18 protein-coding genes are annotated in these 17,672 nt (G+C 63.9%); 7 read left to right on the top strand and 11 right to left on the bottom strand.

Annotated features, from left to right (window positions below):
* Window positions 1–45: 45 nt before the first annotated feature.
* The gene (locus tag TQ38_RS27130) at window positions 46–1,068 is read right to left on the bottom strand and encodes an alcohol dehydrogenase catalytic domain-containing protein (protein WP_043975977.1); all 1,023 of its coding nucleotides are present in this window, start codon (window positions 1,066–1,068) and stop codon (window positions 46–48) included.
* Window positions 1,069–1,265: 197 nt separating this feature from the next.
* Here TQ38_RS27130 and TQ38_RS27135 point away from each other — a divergent pair, with 197 nt between their 5' ends.
* Genes TQ38_RS27135 through TQ38_RS27150 form a run of 4 tightly spaced genes read left to right on the top strand, consistent with a single transcriptional unit; the run spans window position 1,266 to window position 5,739 of the window.
* Window positions 1,266–1,895, top strand: coding sequence for a nuclear transport factor 2 family protein (locus TQ38_RS27135; protein ID WP_043975978.1), 630 nt, complete (start codon window positions 1,266–1,268; stop codon window positions 1,893–1,895).
* Window positions 1,896–1,897: 2 nt separating this feature from the next.
* On the top strand, window positions 1,898–2,992 hold the full coding sequence (locus TQ38_RS27140; protein ID WP_043975980.1) for an alkene reductase: 1,095 nt from the start codon (window positions 1,898–1,900) through the stop codon (window positions 2,990–2,992).
* Window positions 2,993–4,234, top strand: coding sequence for an MFS transporter (locus tag TQ38_RS27145; RefSeq protein ID WP_052505771.1), 1,242 nt, complete (start codon window positions 2,993–2,995; stop codon window positions 4,232–4,234).
* A gap of 50 nt (window positions 4,235–4,284) precedes the next feature.
* Window positions 4,285–5,739, top strand: coding sequence for an FAD-dependent oxidoreductase (locus TQ38_RS27150; RefSeq protein ID WP_043975982.1), 1,455 nt, complete (start codon window positions 4,285–4,287; stop codon window positions 5,737–5,739).
* A 10-nt stretch (window positions 5,740–5,749) separates the two neighbouring features.
* On the opposite strand, the gene TQ38_RS27155 is transcribed toward TQ38_RS27150, so the two are convergent.
* Window positions 5,750–7,900, bottom strand: coding sequence for an FAD-dependent oxidoreductase (locus tag TQ38_RS27155; protein WP_043975984.1), 2,151 nt, complete (start codon window positions 7,898–7,900; stop codon window positions 5,750–5,752).
* 136 nt (window positions 7,901–8,036) lie between these two features.
* Here TQ38_RS27155 and TQ38_RS27160 point away from each other — a divergent pair, with 136 nt between their 5' ends.
* Window positions 8,037–9,104 carry an alcohol dehydrogenase catalytic domain-containing protein gene (locus TQ38_RS27160; RefSeq protein ID WP_043975985.1) on the top strand — a complete coding sequence of 356 codons (1,068 nt, stop codon included), beginning with the start codon at window positions 8,037–8,039 and terminating at the stop codon, window positions 9,102–9,104.
* Window positions 9,105–9,107: 3 nt separating this feature from the next.
* Here the strand turns inward: TQ38_RS27160 and TQ38_RS27165 are convergent, their stop codons facing one another.
* Entirely contained in the window at window positions 9,108–9,506 is a 399-nt protein-coding gene (locus TQ38_RS27165; RefSeq protein ID WP_043975987.1) for a VOC family protein, read from the bottom strand.
* Between the two features lie 99 nt (window positions 9,507–9,605).
* Here TQ38_RS27165 and TQ38_RS27170 point away from each other — a divergent pair, with 99 nt between their 5' ends.
* A complete protein-coding gene (locus TQ38_RS27170) occupies window positions 9,606–10,691 on the top strand; it encodes a DUF1214 domain-containing protein (protein ID WP_043975988.1) in 1,086 nt (361 codons plus the stop codon).
* The gene (locus TQ38_RS27175; protein WP_052505772.1) at window positions 10,688–11,203 is read left to right on the top strand and encodes a nuclear transport factor 2 family protein; all 516 of its coding nucleotides are present in this window, start codon (window positions 10,688–10,690) and stop codon (window positions 11,201–11,203) included. Before TQ38_RS27170 ends, TQ38_RS27175 begins: the two co-directional genes overlap by 4 nt.
* On the opposite strand, the gene TQ38_RS27180 is transcribed toward TQ38_RS27175, so the two are convergent.
* The 8 genes from TQ38_RS27180 to TQ38_RS27210 are packed head-to-tail and all read right to left on the bottom strand — an operon-like array spanning window position 11,189 to window position 17,672.
* Window positions 11,189–12,124, bottom strand: a complete 936-nt coding sequence (locus tag TQ38_RS27180) for an alpha/beta hydrolase (protein ID WP_043975990.1) — start codon at window positions 12,122–12,124, stop codon at window positions 11,189–11,191. The genes TQ38_RS27175 and TQ38_RS27180 overlap by 15 nt on opposite strands.
* Window positions 12,125–12,140: 16 nt before the next feature.
* Complete coding sequence (locus TQ38_RS31175; RefSeq protein WP_240198231.1) at window positions 12,141–12,359, bottom strand: hypothetical protein; 219 nt, start codon at window positions 12,357–12,359, stop codon at window positions 12,141–12,143.
* Window positions 12,334–13,653, bottom strand: coding sequence for an AMP-binding protein (locus TQ38_RS27185; protein ID WP_240198232.1), 1,320 nt, complete (start codon window positions 13,651–13,653; stop codon window positions 12,334–12,336). Before TQ38_RS27185 ends, TQ38_RS31175 begins: the two co-directional genes overlap by 26 nt.
* The gene (locus TQ38_RS27190; protein WP_043975993.1) at window positions 13,650–14,819 is read right to left on the bottom strand and encodes an acyl-CoA dehydrogenase family protein; all 1,170 of its coding nucleotides are present in this window, start codon (window positions 14,817–14,819) and stop codon (window positions 13,650–13,652) included. The genes TQ38_RS27185 and TQ38_RS27190 overlap by 4 nt, the downstream gene beginning before the upstream one ends.
* 2 nt (window positions 14,820–14,821) lie before the next feature.
* On the bottom strand, window positions 14,822–16,024 hold the full coding sequence (locus TQ38_RS27195; RefSeq protein ID WP_043975995.1) for an acetyl-CoA C-acyltransferase: 1,203 nt from the start codon (window positions 16,022–16,024) through the stop codon (window positions 14,822–14,824).
* Between the two features lie 11 nt (window positions 16,025–16,035).
* The gene (locus tag TQ38_RS27200) at window positions 16,036–16,410 is read right to left on the bottom strand and encodes a nuclear transport factor 2 family protein (protein ID WP_043975996.1); all 375 of its coding nucleotides are present in this window, start codon (window positions 16,408–16,410) and stop codon (window positions 16,036–16,038) included.
* A 4-nt stretch (window positions 16,411–16,414) separates the two neighbouring features.
* Window positions 16,415–16,876 (bottom strand): MaoC family dehydratase, encoded by a 462-nt coding sequence (locus TQ38_RS27205; protein WP_043975998.1) that lies wholly within the window; start codon window positions 16,874–16,876, stop codon window positions 16,415–16,417.
* Between the two features lie 4 nt (window positions 16,877–16,880).
* A complete protein-coding gene (locus tag TQ38_RS27210; RefSeq protein WP_043975999.1) occupies window positions 16,881–17,672 on the bottom strand; it encodes an SDR family oxidoreductase in 792 nt (263 codons plus the stop codon).

Consider the following 17,672-nt stretch of genomic DNA (forward strand, 5'->3'; position numbering starts at 1 on the left):
TCATCTCTCCTGTCTCTGCTACGTACTGTCTTTATAGATCCGCGCTCAGGGCCGGATCAGGACCTTGCACTGGTTCGGCTGCTTCGCGAGCGCGGCAAAGGCAGCCGGTAACTCGTTCAAATCCACTGTCGAGGTGTGGATCGGCTTTGCTTCGATCTCGCCCCGGGCCAGCGCGCCGATCACCGCTTCAAAATCCGCTTCGGTATAGGCCTGACTGTAGCGGATCGTCACTTCCTTCCCAAGCGCGGCGAGGGGTAGGAAGGTCTCCTCCTGTAGCACGACACCCGCGACAATCACCTGCCCGCGCACATCGACTAGGTCGATTGCCTGCCGCAGCATGCCGGGCACACCCACGCATTCGAAGACGACGTGCGGGCGGGTGCCTAGGCTCTTGGCGGCGAAAGCCTGCGCCACGTCCACGGCTTCAGGGTCGATTGCCGCGCTGGCGCCGATCGCCATGGCTAGCGCGCGGCGCTCCGCCGAGCGCTCACTGACGACGACATGGCGCGCACCCGCCCGCAACGCGAACAGAACGACGGCAATCCCGATAGGCCCGCAGCCGGGGACTAGGACGGAGGTGTGATGTGGCAAGGCCGCCATTGAGACGACATGATGCCCGACAGCAAGCGGCTCCACCATGGCGCCTTCGTCGAATCCGACATTCGCCGGAAGGTGTTGCAGCATGTCCGGCCTGACGCTCACGAACTCGGCATAAGCGCCCTGCGCCAACAGGGACGTGCCTGTGAAGAGGTTCTGCGAGCATAGCGCGAACAGTCCCCGCTCACATGTCGTGCAGCTGTTGCAGGCATTGAGGGGAAGCGCAGTTACTCGGTCTCCCTGCTTCCAGCCGCCGGCCACATCGCTACCCATCGCCACAATGGAGCCGGCGAACTCATGCCCCAGGATCAGACCCTGGGGGGTATGAGCGCTCTGCGCCATGTGCAGGTCGGATCCGCAGATCCCGGACCGTTCGACCGCCAGAACGATCCGGCCGGAATGCGGCTCGGGGTCGGGAACGGTCTCGATCGAAAGCGGCGAGCCTGCACCCCGGAAAACTGCAGCGCGCATCAGCGGGCTTCGCTTGCGGGAAGGGTGGCGGCGCGGCTGCTCATTCTGCTTGGCATGCGATCCTCATTCCCTTTCTACGAGCGCGAAGTACGCAAAGACGTATTCAAGTTATGATATTGTCTTGAATTGCGTAAGTGGTATCACGAAAAAAAGCGCGATGAAATGGTTCGCCCGCGACAACAGGGAAAGGAAGCAGGATGGCGGAACAGGATCTGTCGGCGCGGATCGACCGGCTGGAATCGCTCGATGCCATTCGCCAACTGCCCGCGAAATATGCGCTCGCACTCGACATGCGCGACTCGGATGCCTGGGTGAACCTGTTTCCCGAAGGCGTGCGGGTCGGCGGCGGGCGCACTGGGCGCAAGGCGCTGCGAGACTGGTTCGACGAGACGCATTCGCGGCAGTTTGATGGGACCTCCCACCATGTCGGCGGCCATATCATCGAGTTCGACGATGCCGACCATGCCCAAGGCGTGGTCTACTCGAAAAACGAGCACGAAGCGGGCGCCGAGTGGGTCATTATGCAGATGATGTATTTCGACCAGTACGAGCGCATAGCGGGCCGATGGTTCTTCCGGCGGCGGCTACCGCTCTACTGGTATGCGACGGATCTCAACCGGCCGCCGATCGGGGATCGCAAGATGCGCTGGCCGGGCGAAGCGCCCTACCACGGCAGTTTCCACGAGTTGTTCCCAAGCTGGAAGAGCTACTGGGCGCGCGAAGGGCGGCCCCATGACGGGCCAGTGGAACCGCCCGCGCCTCTGAACAAGTTCATTGAGACGATGAGGCGCGGTGCCCCGCTTCCAAAACCGCGGGTAAGGAGTTGACAATGGGCGAGGCTGCTACAATCCAGGCCGACATCTTCGACCCGGTGGAGCTGGGCGATATCCAGTTGGCGAACCGGATCGTCATGGCACCGATGACAAGGGACCGCGCGGGCCCTGGCGACGTACCCACAGAAGTGATGGCGCAGTACTATAGTCAGCGGGCGGGAGCCGGCCTGATCGTCACCGAAGGAACACAGCCTTCTCCAACCGGGAAGGGGTACTGGCGCACGCCGGGCATCCATAGCGCAGCGCAGGTGGAAGGCTGGCGCAAGGTTGCCGAGGCTGTGCATGCGCAGGGCGGGAAGATCGTCATGCAACTCATGCATGTCGGCCGTGCGGCTGTGGCGGCCAACAAGGACCGCAGTGCCGAAACGGTTGCGCCTTCCGCCATTGCATGCCCGGATCCGATACCCGGACCTGACGGTTCACTCACGGCCACGGCAATGCCCCGTGCTTTGGCGACCGAAGAGATCGCCGGCGTCATTGCCGAATATGCGGCGGCGGCTCGCAATGCCGTTGCGGCGGGCATGGACGGCGTGGAACTGCACTGCGCCAGTGGTTATCTGCCGATGCAGTTTCTGTCGAGTAACAGCAACCGGCGCACTGATCGCTACGGGGGCTCCGCGGAAAACCGCATCCGCTTCGTAGTGGAGACCTTGCAGGCCTTGGCGGATGCCATAGGGGCGGGCCGCGTAGGATTCAGGATCTGCCCCGGCGTCGCTTTCAACGGCATGGCCGATGTGGATCCGCACGAGACTTATGCGGCACTGCTTAAGGCGGTGGATGACCTGGGTCTGGGCTATGTCCATCTCATCCATATCCCGCTCGAAGGTCAGGACGCGCTCGACCTCGTCCATGAGCACTGGAGCGGTCCAGTGATCGAGAATGGCGGAATGACGCTCGAGTCCGCCCGAGACCTGCTGGCGCAGGGCAGGGCAGCGGCCGTGTCGTTCGGCTACGCCTTCATAGCCAACCCTGACCTTGTTGAGCGCTTTCGCAAGGGAGTCCCCCTGGCGAAGGCCTCTCGCGCCACCTTCTACTCGGGTGCCGGCGATGACCGCAACGGCTACACCGACTACCCCAACATGGAACTCTGAGTGCGCCCCGAAAGCGCTTGCGCCCCGGCCCCGCAGCCGCTTTCCTCTCCGCAGTTTCGAGCCATCTGGCTCGCGAGTTTCTGCGGCAATGGAGCCCTGCTGATCCTCGGGGTGGGTGCCGCTTGGCTGATGAGCGGAATTACGGCCTCGCCGCGGCTCGTTGCGGCGGTCCAGACGGCGATGATGATCCCCGTCATGCTCTTTGGCATGACCGCCGGTGCCATCGCCGATGTCTACGATACGCGCCGCGTGGCTCTGGTTGCTCTTGGCGTCGGAGGCTGCGGCGCGGCGCTCTTGGCAGCTTCGGTCGGCACGGCTTCGGTTAACTCGGCAAGTTTGCTGCTGGGCTGCTTCCTGGCCGGAAGCGGAGCCGCTTTGTTCGCGCCTGCCTGGCAGGTTTCGGTGCGAAGACAGGTCCCCGATCAGGCAGTTGCTCAGGCCATCGCGTTGAACGGCATCGGCTACAATGTGACCCGCAGCATAGGGCCTGCCATTGGCGGGGTTATCGTGGCCGTGGGCGGCGCAAGTGCCTCCTTCGCCGCAGCACTGGCGCTTTACCTTTCCGCTGCCGCCGTGTTCCTTTGCTGGCAACCCGCGCCGGAGAAGCGAGAGGAGCCGGCGATATCCGTGGGGGCGGCGATTCTGTCCGGGATCGCTTATGTCGCCAAAACCGCACCGGTCCGCGCGCTCGTGGCGAGGGCCTTGGCGATCGGAATGGCCGGCGGATCGCTCTCGGGTCTATTGCCGCTGGTTGCCCGCCGTCAGCTGGCGGGGGGCGCAGATCTGTACGGCATACTTCTCGGGCTGATCGGCTTGGGCTCGCTTATCGGAGCCGCCTTAGTGGCACGCCTTCGCGTGCGCTTTCGCAGCGGACGGCTCGTCGGCGGATGCACTGTTGCCACCGGGATATGCTACGCCGTGATCGGATCCAGTGGATCGGTTTTCGTCACCGGCGCGACACTCTTCCTGCTGGGCGCAGCCTGGGTCGTCATGGTGACTGTCCTCAACATCGGTGTGCAAAGCGCAGTCCCGCATTGGATCGCCGGCCGAACGCTTGCCGCTTACCAGGCCGCCATCGTCGGAGGCGTGGCCTTGGGAAGCTGGGTCTGGGGCGTCGTCGCGGAAGAGATGGGGCCGGCGGCGACGCTGGTTTTTTCTGGCGCAGTCTGCGCAGCGACCGCTGGTCTGACGCGGTGGCTACCGGTGCCCGATGGCACGGGTCTTCATCACGCTAACGAATGAAGAAACAGGCTGCGCGGTTGCATCGCGCAAGCCGGATCGAAAGGAAGAGGATGTCCGAGGTATCACTGCATCGCCCGTTCCCCGCCGAAAAGGTGGGGCAATGGGATATGGAAACCGACATCGCCGTAGTCGGTTTCGGCGCCGCGGGTGCCTGCGCGGCGATAGAGGCAGCACGCGCGGGTGCACAAGTCACGCTTTTCGAGCGGGCTTCGGGAAGCGGAGGCGCCTCGGCGTTATCGGGCGGGGAAATCTATGTCGGGGGCGGAACCGACGCGCAGCGTGCGGCCGGCTTCACCGATACGATCGAGGACTTCGCGGCCTATCTGAAAGCCGCCGGAGGTGCCTTCGCGGACGAGACGAAGTGCGATCTCTATGCCCGGGAGGCCCTGGAGCACTACGGCTGGCTCAAGTCCCAGGGCGTTCCCTATCGCGGCAACTACCTGCCGGGTAAGCACATCGAGCCGGTCGACGATTCCACGCTGATCTGGTCCGGCAGCGAGGCCGCCTGGCCGTTCTGCGATATTGCCGTGCCGGCCCCGCGCGGGCACGTGATCGCGCACAGCGGCTGGGGCGGCGGGCGGCCGCTGGTGGATATTCTCGAAGCCCGTGCGCGCGAAGCTGGGGTGAATGTCGTCACCGACGCGCGTGCAGTGGCGCTCGTGCAAGACGGGACCGGGAGGATCGTGGGCGTGGTGGTGCGCATGGCCAACCGCGATCGCTTCGTGCGCGCGCGGCAAGGCGTCGTGCTCTGCACCGGCGGCTTCGCCTTCAACGAGAGCATGCGCCAACGCTATTGCCCTGAAACGTTCAAGATCAGCTGCCCGATAGGCGATCAGGACGATGGTGCCGGCATCGAGATGGGAATGGGCGCAGGGGGTGATGCCATCCACATGGAGCAGTTCTTCACGACGTGCCCCTGGACCATGCCGGAGCCGCAAGCCTTCGGTGTGTTCGTCAACCAGGCCGGACAGCGCTTCATCAACGAGGACTGCTACCACGGCCGAGTCAGCCGCTGCGCGGTGGACCAGATGGGAGACCGGGTCTTCCTGCTGCTCGATATCGCTCACTTCGATCAACCGCTGGACATTGCCCGGATCGCCATCGCCGCCACCGGGGAAACCTGGGAAGAAGTGGAGGCGGAACTCGACATGGTGCCGCGAACGCTCGGCGCCACGATGGCGTTCTACAACGAGCATGCCCGGCAGGGCCGCGATCCCCTATTCCATAAGCGGCCACCGATGCTCACGCCGCTCGATCAGGGCCCTTTCGTCGCGCTGGAGCTGAATTTTGAGTCCAGTTATTTCAGTTTTTTCACGCTGGGCGGCCTTCGGACCTCCGCGCAGGGCGAAGTGCTGAACCGCGCCGGCACGCCGGTTCCCGGCCTCTTCGCCGCCGGTCGCTGCACTTCGGGCCTGCCGGCTTGGGGCCATGGCTATAGCTCGGGCCTGAGCTTGGCCGACTGCACGTTCTTCGGGCGTCAGGCGGGACGCAAGGCCGCCGCCTGACACCCGCTTATCACTTCTGAGCGCGGCGGCCCATCGCGGCGACGGCTTCGGCGGCGCCGCGAATGGCCCCCTCGATATAAGTGACCCCGGTTCCGTCGCCAAACTCGACGACATCCAGTCCCGCCACCCGCAGGGTATCGGCCAAGGTAGAATCGCCGTGGGCGCCCATGGCCACGACGACATGGTCCGCTTCCACTGTTCGGTCTACGCCCTCACCGTCGGCGAATCGGACGTTTTTCGCCCCGATCGCGATCTGCGTCGCGCCCGGGAACATGGCCGAGCCATGTTCACGCAGTTCCGCCAGGAGCCGCATGCGGCGCACGAGCAGCAGGCCGCCCCCGAAGCGCGGCGCTTCGCCGACGATCGTCACTTCGCGCCCGCGTTCGAGGAGAAATTCCGCGAGTTCGCAGCCGACCAGTTCCCCGCCGATGATGACGATGCGCTTGCCCAGCGGCATCCATCCATGCGTCGCCTTGCGCACCAGTTCGAGATTGGCGGTGGCACCCGTCGCCGCACCCAGCTTGGTCGCGATGCGGGTGGCCCAGCTAGTTTTGCGGCGGATCTCAGCGCTATCTTCGCCCAACATCATGCCGCGCAGATCGTCTCCCGACAGGACGAAGTCCTGATCGTTACCTGGTATGGGCGGCATGTCACGGACTGCACCCCTTGCCACGATTACTTTGTCCGGACGCAGCCTAGCGACGAGTTCGCAGGTAGCCTCTGTTCCCAGCCGAACCTCGACGTCCGATCGTTCGATTTCGCCGCGAAGCCAGTCCAGCAGGCGCTCGTTGGGCTCGTAGGCCAGGGCGGCGAAGCGTAACGTGCCGCCCAGCCGGCCCGACTTCTCGATCAGCGTGACCTGGGATCCGGCCTGGGACAGCCGGCGCGCGGCTTCCATGCCGCCGGGCCCTCCGCCGACGACCACCACTCGCTGCGGAACCACGGCTGGCGCCCAGTCGAGATCCTCGTAGCCAGTCTCCGGGCGTACCGCGCAGCGCACCTGCTCGCGCAAATAGGCGGTGGACACGCAAGTATAGCAGTAGATGCACGGCCGAATCTCATGGACCCGGCCCTGTTCCAGCTTCATCGGCAGCTCGGGGTCGGCAAGCAGCTTGCGGCCCATCGCCAGGAAGTCGAATTCGCCTTTGTTCAGGCCCTGCTCGCCGCGCTCAAGCTCCACGCGGCCCGAGGCGATCACCGGCACGCCAACTGCGGCCCGGATGGCTGCTGCGGCGGCAAGATGCGCGGCGGGCTCGTGCGGAATGTTGGATGCAGAGTGAAGCTTGCCTTGCCCGACGTCGTGATAGGCCGTGACAGTGATCGCATCGGCGCCGGCAGCCTCGACCATCGGCGCAAGTTCCACGGCGTCATTCAGCGTGATGCCGGCCTTGCCCATTTCGCGCGAGTCGATCTTCACCCAAACAGGGAAATCAGGGCCTACCGCTGCCCGTACCCGGCCAACGACCTCGAGTAAAAGCCGAGCTCGTCCAGGCAGATCGCCGCCGTAGGCATCTGCGCGCGTATTGCTGGCCGGCGAGACGAAGGAGGATAGCAAGTAGCCGTGACCGCCGTGGATCTCCAGGCCGTCGAATCCTGCTGCGACCGCGCGTCGGGCAGCGGCAGCAAATTGCTCTACAGCCAAGTCGATATCGTCCAGCGTCATGATCTTCACTTCGGGAACAGCCCCGCCAGCGAAGGCAGTCATCTCTTCGGGAAGGAAATAGTCCGGGAAATCGCCATGGAAGGGAGCGGGCATCGACGGCCCCCACACGGCTTCACCCAAGTTCGCAGAGTAGCTTGCCACCAGGCCGCCATGATGAAGCTGCGCGGCGATCCGGCTGCCTTGTGCATGCACCGCCTCGACCAGCGCGGTCAGGCCAGGCAGGAAGCGGTCATGCGAGATTGCGGTTTGGTTCGGCTGCACGGCGCCGACCGGCCAGGCGACGCCCGTCACGCCCATGACGATCATTCCCGCGCCGCCGCGCGCTTGGGCGATATGATAGTCAATCAGCCGCTGGCTGACGGTTCCGTCCTCATTGGCAAGGCTGACGCCCATGGCAGTGACGAAGATGCGGTTCTTCAGGGTCAGCGAACCGATCCGGCCCGGCGCGGAAAGCCTCAAGCTTCCAGAGTTCGATTCTCTTGCAACGGCGACAGGCATCCGTCCCTCTCCTGATTTTTATTTTGCGTAATGTCATCTTTGCCTCATAACGCCAGTGAGGGCTAGAGCTTCGTTCATCGCCATGGTTTGCAGAGGAATAATTGGTGAAAGCTGAGCTTGGCGGGATCACTGGAGCGTGAAGGCGGCAATTTGGGACGGCAGTGCGCTCACAGTGTGCGGCGATGTAGACGTGCGGGACCCATGGCCTGACGAAGTGCTCGTGCGGGTCCAACGTTCGGGCATCTGCCATACCGATCTCTCGATGATGACTGCGCTTCCCCGGGCCCCCGTGATTCTCGGACACGAAGCAGCCGGCGAAATCGCGCGGCTGGGCAGCGATGTCGAAGGTTGGTCGGTAGGGGACCGGGTTGCCGTGGGAACGCAGGCGCCTTGCGGCACCTGCCGGGAATGCCTGCGGGGGCAACCGCACAACTGCGATACGAACTGGGGGTTCGTACCAGCCCATCCGTTCACACTGGCTGGAGCGCCGATAGCCTCGTTCGCCAATGTCTCCTCCTTCGCCCAGGAAATCGTGGTCAAGGCTTCCCAGGTTTTCGCTGCGGGCGATCTTCCCGCTTCGCAGGCGGCGCTGATCGGCTGCGCAGTTTCGACTGGTGTTTGCGCAGCGCGGCGGCTGGGAAAAGTCGGACCCGCAGATACCGTTGCCGTGTTCGGCGTGGGCGGTATAGGCGTCAATGCCATTCAGGGCGCCTGCGGTGCCGGTGCGCGGGTGATCGCGATCGACGCGAACCCGGCCAAGGAAGCGGCGGCGCGACTGTTCGGCGCCGCCAAATTCGTGCTTGCCGCTCCGGGCATCGAAAGCAGCGCAGCTGCTGCCATCCTGAAGGAGGCTCACGGCCCAATTGATGTCGCTCTGGAATGCAGCGGCGCGGTGAGTGCCATCGAGACGGCCCTTAGTTGCGTGAAACGGGGCGGGCGTACCGTCCTGATCGGCATGGCCCGGCCCGGCGCCGCGGTGTCGCTTTCTCTCGATCGTTTCGTGATCGGCGGGGAAATCGTCGCCACCATGAACGGCGGCGCCGTTCCCGAGAGCGACTATCCCGAACTGATCGCCCAGGCTCTCGACGGGCGGCTCAATCTTGCAGACCAGATCAGTGGCGTCTGGCCGCTCGAACGCATCCACGAGGCGGTCGCCGCCCTCAAGGCAGGAGAAGTCACCCGCGCCGTGCTCGACATGACCTGAGGATCAGGCAGCTGTCCGCTGAAGCAGTTCAACCCGGTGTCCCTGCGGGTCGAGGATGAAGGCCAGGCGCAGGCCGTGTTCGGGCACTTCGGTAACCGGCGTTTCGATAGTGGCACCTGCGGCCACCGACCGCTCCAGGGCGGCTTCGAGGTCCGTGACCATGAAGCCGGTGACCGCTTCGCCAGGTGCGGGACGGGGGCGGTTCGGGTAGCTGACCAGAATCAGATTGGCGGCGGGCGCCCTGCTCGGGAGAACGGTCATGATGACTTCCAACATGGCATGCTCACCTTCGAATTCCTCGATGCGGGCGACCGTCTTCAGTCCGAGGGCGGCCGCGTAGAAGCGCTCGGCAGACGCTGCATCCTGAACGTGGAGCTTCGTGAAGCTGAGTGAAAGAGCCATCGTTTCTCCGTTCCATATCGAAATGCGTAAAATATCTTGAAGATATGTGCGCAAAGGCATGATAATCGCAGACAGACATAAAGCAACAGGAGAGTACCGATGGCGAACGGCGATGGTGACTTGCGTCTTTCCGAAACCTGGCGCGCTTTCTGTCAGGAGCTGGCACAAGCGGGTGAGGTGCTCGATCGGCCGAAGGCGCCTGGAACACCGATCGACCAGGCAGAGGGGCTGCGCTATCTTTCGCGACTGACGCGCACGGCGCTCAACATGCTGGTCGATTCCGCCGACCCGGATTTCCCGCGCCTGTTCCTGCTCACCGACGACGCGATCAAGATCGGCGCCGACAATCCCGACAATGTCTACCAGCAACTCGTGGTGCAGGGAGACCGCGAGTATTCAATCAGGGGGCAGCGCGGGACCGTACCCTACCTTTCGATCGGCTCCAAAGCGAACCGCTATGCTATCGACGGTACCATGGCCTCTACCGGCGAGATCGAACTGGCGGACATGGACATTGCCGAGGACGGAAGCTTCGAGGTCATCGCCAGCAAGGAGCCCAAGCCGGGCAACTGGCTTCCCATGGCCGATGACACCACGCTTCTGATCATCCGCCAGACCTTCAACGACAAGACGGCAGAGATACCTGCCGAGGTGCGCGTTGCACGCATTGGTCCCGGCCCGGTGCTTCCCGATGTATTGTCACCTCAAAGCATCGAGGGGCAGCTCTGCGGCGCAGCCGCTTGGGTGCGCGGCACTGCGGGCACTTTCGCCAATTGGACCGAAATGTTCATGAGCGAACCCAACCGGATCTACCTGGGGCAGGACCAGTCCTTCTACTACCGCGCGGGCGGCGATCCGAAAATTTGGTACGGGCACCTCTATTTCGACCTTGCGGCGGATGAGGCGCTCGTCATCACCGCAAAGCCTCCGGCGTGCCGTTTCTGGAATTTCCAGATCGACAACTGGTGGATGGAATCGATGGACCATGTAAACCGCAAGGTCTGCGTCAACGGGGCCTCGGCGAAATACGAGGATGACGGGAGCGTCGTGCTGGTCTGTGCGGAGCGTGATCCCGGCTATGGAAACTGGATCGATCTGTCGGGGCATCGCAGCGGCACCGGCCTGTGGCGCTGGATCGAGGCGGAGGATTATCCGGTGCCAGAATGCCGGGTAGTGAAGGTGTGACGGCGATCGAAGATCTCGCGGCTCGCCTCGCGATCCTTGAAGACCGCGAGGCATGCCGACAGCTCATTGCACGCTATGGTCCGATGGCGGACGCTGGCGATCACGAGGGCGCCGCCTCGCTGTTTGCGAGCGACGGCAGTTACGATGTCGGTGGTTTCGGAACGTATGCCGGAAGCGAGGCCATTGGCGCGCTTCTACAGTGCGAGGAGCATCTCGGGTTGATCGCTAGCGGAGCCGCGCATGTCCTCAGCGACCCGGTGATCGAGCTGGACGGCAACAAGGCGCACGTGTTTACTTATTCGATCGTCTTGCGGCGCAGCGGTGAAGCGTGGGTGCCTCACCGGGTCTCGGCCAATATCTGGCACCTCGTGCGCGAGGCGCATTGCTGGCACGTCGCGCATCGCGCCAATCGCCTGCTGGACGGATCGGATGACACACGCGGCATGCTTCGGGAATGGGCCGCCGACATGCGACGCGGCGACCCATCTCGTGAGAGTTCAGGCCGCCTTTAGATGGCGTTTCGCAAAGGCGCAGGCATCCGCCATCGCCTCTTGCGCGACGGGCAGGAACGCCAGCCAGGAAACGAAGCCGTGCACCATGCCGGGATAGCGTTTGAGTTCCACTTCAACGTCGGCGCCCCGCAAGATCGGAGCATAGGCTTCTACGGAGTCGCGAATGGGATCGCATTCGGCAGCGGCGATGAAAGTCGGCGGAAGGCCCTTGTGGCTTTTCGCCTTCATCGGACTGAGACGGAAATCCTCCAGATCGCGCTCGTCACGGATCAGCATTTCGGAAAAGAAATGGGCGTCTTCCATGCGCAGGATCGGGCCGTTGGCGAATTCGACGGCGGAGCCTTCTTCCGGCACCGGATGCACACCGGGACCGTACCAGTTGATGACGGCGGAGATATTCGGTGCCCCCGCTTCGCGCGCGAGGAGCGCGCAGGCGCTGGCAAGCACGCCGCCGGCGCTATCGCCCGCCACGGCAAGACGCGCCGGATCGCCGCCGAGTTCGGCGGCATGGGTGCCGATCCATTGCGTCACTGCCCAACAATCATCGAACGGTGCGGGAAACTTGTGCTCGGGGGCAAGCCGGTAGTCCACCGAGACGACGACGCTCTCGGCCCCGGCGGCAAGACCGCGCGCGATCATGTCCTGGGTATCGAGATCGCCCACGACGAAGCCGCCGCCGTGGAAATAGGCGATCACCGGAAACGGCCCTGCGCCTTCGGGCGTATACACGCGCACGCAGATATCGTTGCCGGCGCCCGGAATTGATCGGTCACTTACCGATGCCAGCGACACCGGCGGGGGCGGCAACTGGGTGGAACTGGCACGGACACCTTCGCGAAGGGCGTCCAACGGGACCGAGCTTACCGGAGGCCATTCCGGCTGGCCGGACAGCATCGCTTCAATCTGAGGGTCTAACGGCATCCTGTTGCTCCTTTTCCTATTGTTCTCGCAGCGCGTTTCTCAGCACCTTACCGGCCGCATTGCGCGGTAGCGCCGACACAAACACAGTCTGTCTAGGCACTTTGTAATTGGCCATGTTTTCCTTGGCCCAGGCTGCAATTTCCCGTTCGTCGGCAGTCATACCCGGGCGCAGTACGACGAAGGCCTTGCCGACCTCGCCCATGCGTTCGTCAGGAACGCCCACGACGGCAGCCATCTCGATCGCCGGGTGTGCGGTCAGAAGACCTTCGATTTCGGCCGGATAGCAGTTGAACCCGCCACAAATGTACATGTCCTTCTTGCGATCGGTAATGGCAAGATATCCGCGCGCGTCGATGGTGCCGATATCGCCGGTACGCAGCCAGCCTTCGGAATCCACGGCCTCGGAACTTGCAGCGGGATCGTCGAGGTATCCCTTCATCACGGAATGGCCGATCCCGGCCTTCTTCGTCCACGCAGCGAACCTCGATGCCCGGCATGGGGCAGCCGCATGTATGCGCAACGGTCTGCGCATTGTCTCCCTGGCAGGTCATGGCAATGACGCCGCATTCCGTCATGCCGTAACCGTTGACGATGTTTGACATGCCCAGTTCGTTGCGCATTCTTTCGACGAGCGAGGGCGCCACCGGGGCCGCTCCGGTCACTGCGACGCGAAGCGAGGAGAAATCGCGGGGCTTGTCTCCTGCAAGTTCCTGCAGGAGCGTCAGATATATCGTCGGCGGCCCTGGCAGGAAGTTGATCCTGTTCACTTCGATCTGCCGGACCATCTCGGCCCCGTCGAACATAACCATGGGCACGATGGTGGCGCCCAGGGCAAAACAGACGACCCATCCGGCCTTGTAGCCGAACGTATGGAAAAACGGATTGACGATGAGGTATCTATCAGCCTCGCGCAGATCCACGCGGACGGCCCAATCGCCGAACGCCTGAACCACCTGCCGGTGCGCAGTGATTGCGCCTTTGGGCCGTCCGGTTGTGCCGGAGGTAAAGATGATGTCGCTCGTGTCTTCGCCCGAAAGGCGCGAGAAGGCCTCGGCGACGACGGGATCCTCGCTGTTACCCTCAGCCAGGAAAGCGTCGAAATCGCCGTCGATGGCGATGATTTCGCGGAGGTCGGACAGATGTTCGCGAGATACCAAGGCGCAATAGTCGGTCTTCAGAAAGTCGCGGGGCGCGAAGATCATGCGGGCCTGGCTGCGCCGCAGGATGTCGGCGGCTTCCGCCAGTTTGAAGCGGGTGTTGAGCGGTACGATCGCTGCGCCCAAAATCTGCGCGCCAAGCGCCGAAATGATCCAGGCGCGTGAGTTCGGCGCCCAGATCGCCACCCGGTCACTATGGCCGAGGCCGCGAGCGTGAAGCACGGAAGCGCAGGCGCGGGCATCGCGCCAGAGTTCGGCGAACGTCCATTGCCGTTCCCCTTCGATCAGACCTGTGCGGGTCGGCCAGCGGATCGCGGCGTCGCGGGCCGCTTCCGGGATAGTTTCCGGCCAGGTGCCCATGGTTCCGGTCATTTGCCGCGCGGCTCCCGTGGCAGGCCGAGACCGCGCTCGGCGATGATGTTGCGCTGGATCTGATCGGTGCCAGCATAGATCGTGTCCGACCGGCTCATCAGGTACATGTTGGGCAGGCCGTCGAAGCGTTCTTCGCTGACGCCGATCTCTCCGGCCTGACCGAGCACGTCCATCGCCAGTTCGCCCAGATCGAGGTGCCAGCGCGACCAGTAGAGCTTGTAGGTATAAGCCGCGCCCGAAAGGCCGCCATCGCTTTCGGAAAGCATGCGCAGCGCGTTGTAGCGCATGATCTTGAGACCCGCGTGGGCCTGTGCGATCTTCTGCCGGGCCACCGGATCGCGCGCCATGCCATTGGTCTGGGCGATCTCGACGATCTCGTCCAGCTCGGTGCGAAAGTGCATCTGCTGAGCGAGCGTGGAGACGCCGCGCTCGAAGCCCAGGAGTTCCATCGCGACTTTCCATCCTTCGCCCTCAGCACCGATGCGGTCCTCGGCGGAAGTGAAGGCGTCGTCGAAGAACACTTCGGCGAATTCGGCCTCTCCGGTCATCTGACGGATCGGGCGCGGCGTGACGCCGGGCTGGTCCATGGGCGCGAGCAGGAACGAAAGCCCCTTGTTGCCCACGCTCCCCGGTTCGGTGCGGCAGACGACGAAGCACCAGTCCGCGATGGTGCCCATCGACGTCCAGATCTTTTGGCCGTCGATCCGGTAGCCTTCTTCCGTGCGGCGGGCCCGGGTCTTGACATTGGCCAGGTCGGAGCCCGCGCCGGGTTCGGAATAGCCCTGGCACCAGATCGTCCTGCCTTGCGCAATGTCAGGCAGGAACCGCTGCTTCTGCTCCTCGCTTCCCATCGCGATCAGCGTGGGGCCGAGCAGTTCGACGCCGAGGTGCCCGACACGCGGCGGGCCCTTGGCCCGGGCGTATTCCTCCGCGAAGATGATCTGCTGCGCGATCGAGGCATCGCGCCCGCCCCATTGCTCCGGCCAGCCGATCACACTCCAGCGCGCGGCGCCGAGCGCCTGCTCCCAGGCGCGGCGCTCCTCGACGGCATCGACTTGGTTGGTCTGGCCGCGAATGGCCTTGAACGAGCCGGACAGCTCGGAATTTAGCCAGTCCGCGGCTTCCTGTCGGAACGCCTCGAGTTCAGGAGCAAAGGCGAGCTGCATGGTCAGGCGACCTCGAACAGGCCGGCGGCACCCATGCCGCCCGCGACGCACATGGAGACCACGACGTACTTCACCCCGCGCCTCTTGCCCTCGATCAGCGCATGGCCGACAAGACGCGAGCCGGTCATCGCGAAAGGATGGCCGATCGCGATGCCGCCGCCGTTGACGTTCAGCTTCTCGGGATCGATGCCGAGCTTGCGCTGGCAGTAGATCGCCTGGTTGGCAAAAGCCTCGTTGATCTCCCAGAGGCCGATATCCTCCAGCTTGACGCCGGTGCGTTCGAGCAATTTGGGGATCGCGAAAACGGGGCCGATCCCCATCTCGTCTGCGCCGCAACCGGCCACCTGGAACCCGCGATAGATGCCGAGGACCGGCAGGCCTTCCCTTTGCGCGGTGGCAAGGTCCATGACAACCTGAGCCGAGGCGCCATCGGAGAGCTGGCTGGCGTTGCCCGCCGTGACATGACGGCCTTCCTTGACGAAGAGGCCATTCTTGAACACTGGCTTCAGTTCGGACAGCTTCTCGAAAGTCGTTCCGGCGCGGATGCCTTCGTCCTTCGTTAGCGTCACTTCTTCCTTGCCGGTCTCGTTGCCTTCCTTGTCGAAAAGCGCCTTGGTGACGGTGATCGGCACGATCTCGGCATCGAAGCGACCGGCTTCCTGTGCGGCGGCAGCGCGCTGCTGGCTCTGGGCGGCAAAGCGGTCCTGGTCTTCGCGGTTGATGCCGTAGCGTTCCGCGACCACTTCGGCCGTCTCGATCATCGCCATGTAGGCGTAGGGATCGTGCTGCTTGATATATTCCGAGCGGTTGCGGAATGCGGGGTAGTGCTTGTCGATCGTCAGCGAGACGTTTTCGACACCGCCCGAGACGGCGCAGTCTAACTCGTTCGCGATGATCCCGCGCGCCGCGAAGGCGAGGGCATTGAGGCCGGAGGAGCACTTGCGGTCCATCGAGAAACCGCTGGTGCTGTCAGGCAGGACCGAGCCATGAACGGTCAGGCGTCCAACGTTGTAGCTTTGGGTGTTCCATTGATTGGCGACGCCGAGATAGACGTCATCCACCCGCACGGGATCGATGCCCGCGCGCTCGATGGCTGCGTTGACGACATGGCAGGACATGACCGGCGCTTCGGTATCGTTGAATGCGCCCCGATAGGCTTTGCCGACGCCGGTACGGGCGGTCGAGATGATGGCTGCTTCGCGCATGAGATTAATCCTTAGAAACCGTGCATGTTGCTGGGGCCCCAGAAGGCGCGCATTTCGACGACCTTGTTCGCTTCGTCGAAGCGGAAAGTGTCGATCACGTCGATGCGCTTGGGGCCGCCACCGTAGTCGAGGTGAACCGAGAAGGGGAAAACGGCATAGTCGCCGGCGATCCGCACCGGGCCTTCGAGCGTGAGCTTGGCGCCGGTCTTCATGGATTCGGCGTAGAACGCGCGTACCGCTTCGCGGCCGGTATGGACCGGGCTGCCGATAGGGTCTTCGACGGTAGCGTTCTCGGCGTATATGGCAGCGACCGCGTCGGCGCTGCCGGCCGCGAAAGCGGCGACATAGGCGTGGACTGCAGCTTCCATTAGCTTGGGATCGGGCATCAGCTTACTCCGGGAAATAGCGGTGGATGGTGTCGACGACGCAGGCGGGCTTGTCGTTGCCCGCGATCTCCACCGTTACGCGGATCACTGCCTGGATAGCGCCAGCCTTCACTTCCTGTGCGGAGACGAGCTCGCCTCGGCCGCGAATGCTTGAGCCCACAAGGACGGGTGAAAGAAAGCGCGTCTTGTCCATGCCGACGTTGATACCTGCCGAAAATCCGCGAATTTCGACGATCTGCGGCATGAACATGTTGACAACGCTGAGCGTCAGGTAGCCGTGCGCAATGGTGGCGCCGAAAGGGCCGTCCTTGGCGCGGACAGGATCGACGTGGATCCACTGGTGGTCGCCGGTGCATTCCGCAAAGGCATCGATGCGGTCCTGCTCGACGGTCAGCCAGTCCGACGTTGCAAGCGCGGTGCCATCCTTGCCCAGAAGGTCGCGCGGGCGTTCGAAGATCGCCGGCATGGCTTCAGGCCTGCTGGCTGGAGGCGGAGATGATCTCGCCGGTCATGTACGAAGACAGATCGCTCGCCAGGAACATCATGATGTTGGCGATTTCCCAGACTTCCGCCGGGCGCTTGAAGGCTTCCTTCTCCACCAGCTTGTCAAGCGCCTCCTGCGTGGTCACTTTGGCGAGGAAGGGGTGCATGGCGAGGCTCGGTGCAACGCCGTTGATGCGCACGCCGTGCTCTGCCGCTTCCAGTGCGGCGCAGCGGGTAAACGCCATGACCCCCGCCTTGGCGGCGGCATAGTGCGCCTGTCCTTTCTGGGCGCGCCAGCCCAGCACCGAGGCATTGTTGACCATAACGCCGGATTTTCCCGCATACATGCTCGGCAGGAAGGCGCGGGTCATGCGGAAAAGGCTGGTGAGAGTCACGTCAAGGACGCGGCTCCACTGATCGTCGGTCATATCGACAACATCGACCTCGCCGCCGAGCCCGGCATTGTTGATGAGCACATCCACCCGGCCCAGCGCGGAAAGCGAAGCGTTGCGAAGACCCTGCACCGCCGCCTCGTCGGTAACATCGCATACGACGGTAGCTGGGCGCTCGACGCCGACTTCGGCGGCGATGCGGTCGGCCGCTTCGCCAAGGCGCCGTTCGTGGAAGTCGCTGATGAGCAGACGGGCGCCTTCTTCTGCAGCGCGCTTGGCGGCGGCGAAACCGATGCCGGTGCCCGCGGCGGCCGTGACCACGACGGTCTTGCCCTTCAGCATACCGAAAGGAGTAGGATAGGGTGGTACGGGAGAAGTCGCGGTCAT

Origin of the sequence: Novosphingobium sp. P6W (genome assembly GCF_000876675.2) — a bacterium.
Classification (GTDB): Bacteria; Pseudomonadota; Alphaproteobacteria; order Sphingomonadales; family Sphingomonadaceae; genus Novosphingobium.

Bases quoted from the DNA above. Each gene is read 5' to 3' on its own strand.
- TQ38_RS27195 (WP_043975995.1), bottom strand. From the start codon at position 16,024: ATGCGCGAAGCAGCCATCATCTCGACCGCCCGTACCGGCGTCGGCAAA.
- TQ38_RS27190 (WP_043975993.1), bottom strand. From the start codon at position 14,819: ATGCAGCTCGCCTTTGCTCCTGAACTCGAGGCGTTCCGACAGGAAGCC.
- TQ38_RS27150 (WP_043975982.1), top strand. From the start codon at position 4,285: ATGTCCGAGGTATCACTGCATCGCCCGTTCCCCGCCGAAAAGGTGGGG.
- TQ38_RS27180 (WP_043975990.1), bottom strand. From the start codon at position 12,124: ATGCCGTTAGACCCTCAGATTGAAGCGATGCTGTCCGGCCAGCCGGAA.
- TQ38_RS27205 (WP_043975998.1), bottom strand. From the start codon at position 16,876: ATGCCGGCGATCTTCGAACGCCCGCGCGACCTTCTGGGCAAGGATGGC.
- TQ38_RS27165 (WP_043975987.1), bottom strand. From the start codon at position 9,506: ATGGCTCTTTCACTCAGCTTCACGAAGCTCCACGTTCAGGATGCAGCG.
- TQ38_RS27170 (WP_043975988.1), top strand. From the start codon at position 9,606: ATGGCGAACGGCGATGGTGACTTGCGTCTTTCCGAAACCTGGCGCGCT.
- TQ38_RS27155 (WP_043975984.1), bottom strand. From the start codon at position 7,900: ATGCCTGTCGCCGTTGCAAGAGAATCGAACTCTGGAAGCTTGAGGCTT.
- TQ38_RS27130 (WP_043975977.1), bottom strand. From the start codon at position 1,068: ATGCGCGCTGCAGTTTTCCGGGGTGCAGGCTCGCCGCTTTCGATCGAG.
- TQ38_RS27140 (WP_043975980.1), top strand. From the start codon at position 1,898: ATGGGCGAGGCTGCTACAATCCAGGCCGACATCTTCGACCCGGTGGAG.
- TQ38_RS27210 (WP_043975999.1), bottom strand. From the start codon at position 17,672: ATGACCGCGACTTCTCCCGTACCACCCTATCCTACTCCTTTCGGTATG.
- TQ38_RS27185 (WP_240198232.1), bottom strand. From the start codon at position 13,653: ATGACCGGAACCATGGGCACCTGGCCGGAAACTATCCCGGAAGCGGCC.
- TQ38_RS27200 (WP_043975996.1), bottom strand. From the start codon at position 16,410: ATGCCCGATCCCAAGCTAATGGAAGCTGCAGTCCACGCCTATGTCGCC.
- TQ38_RS27135 (WP_043975978.1), top strand. From the start codon at position 1,266: ATGGCGGAACAGGATCTGTCGGCGCGGATCGACCGGCTGGAATCGCTC.
- TQ38_RS31175 (WP_240198231.1), bottom strand. From the start codon at position 12,359: ATGGCTGCCGTCGTGGGCGTTCCTGACGAACGCATGGGCGAGGTCGGC.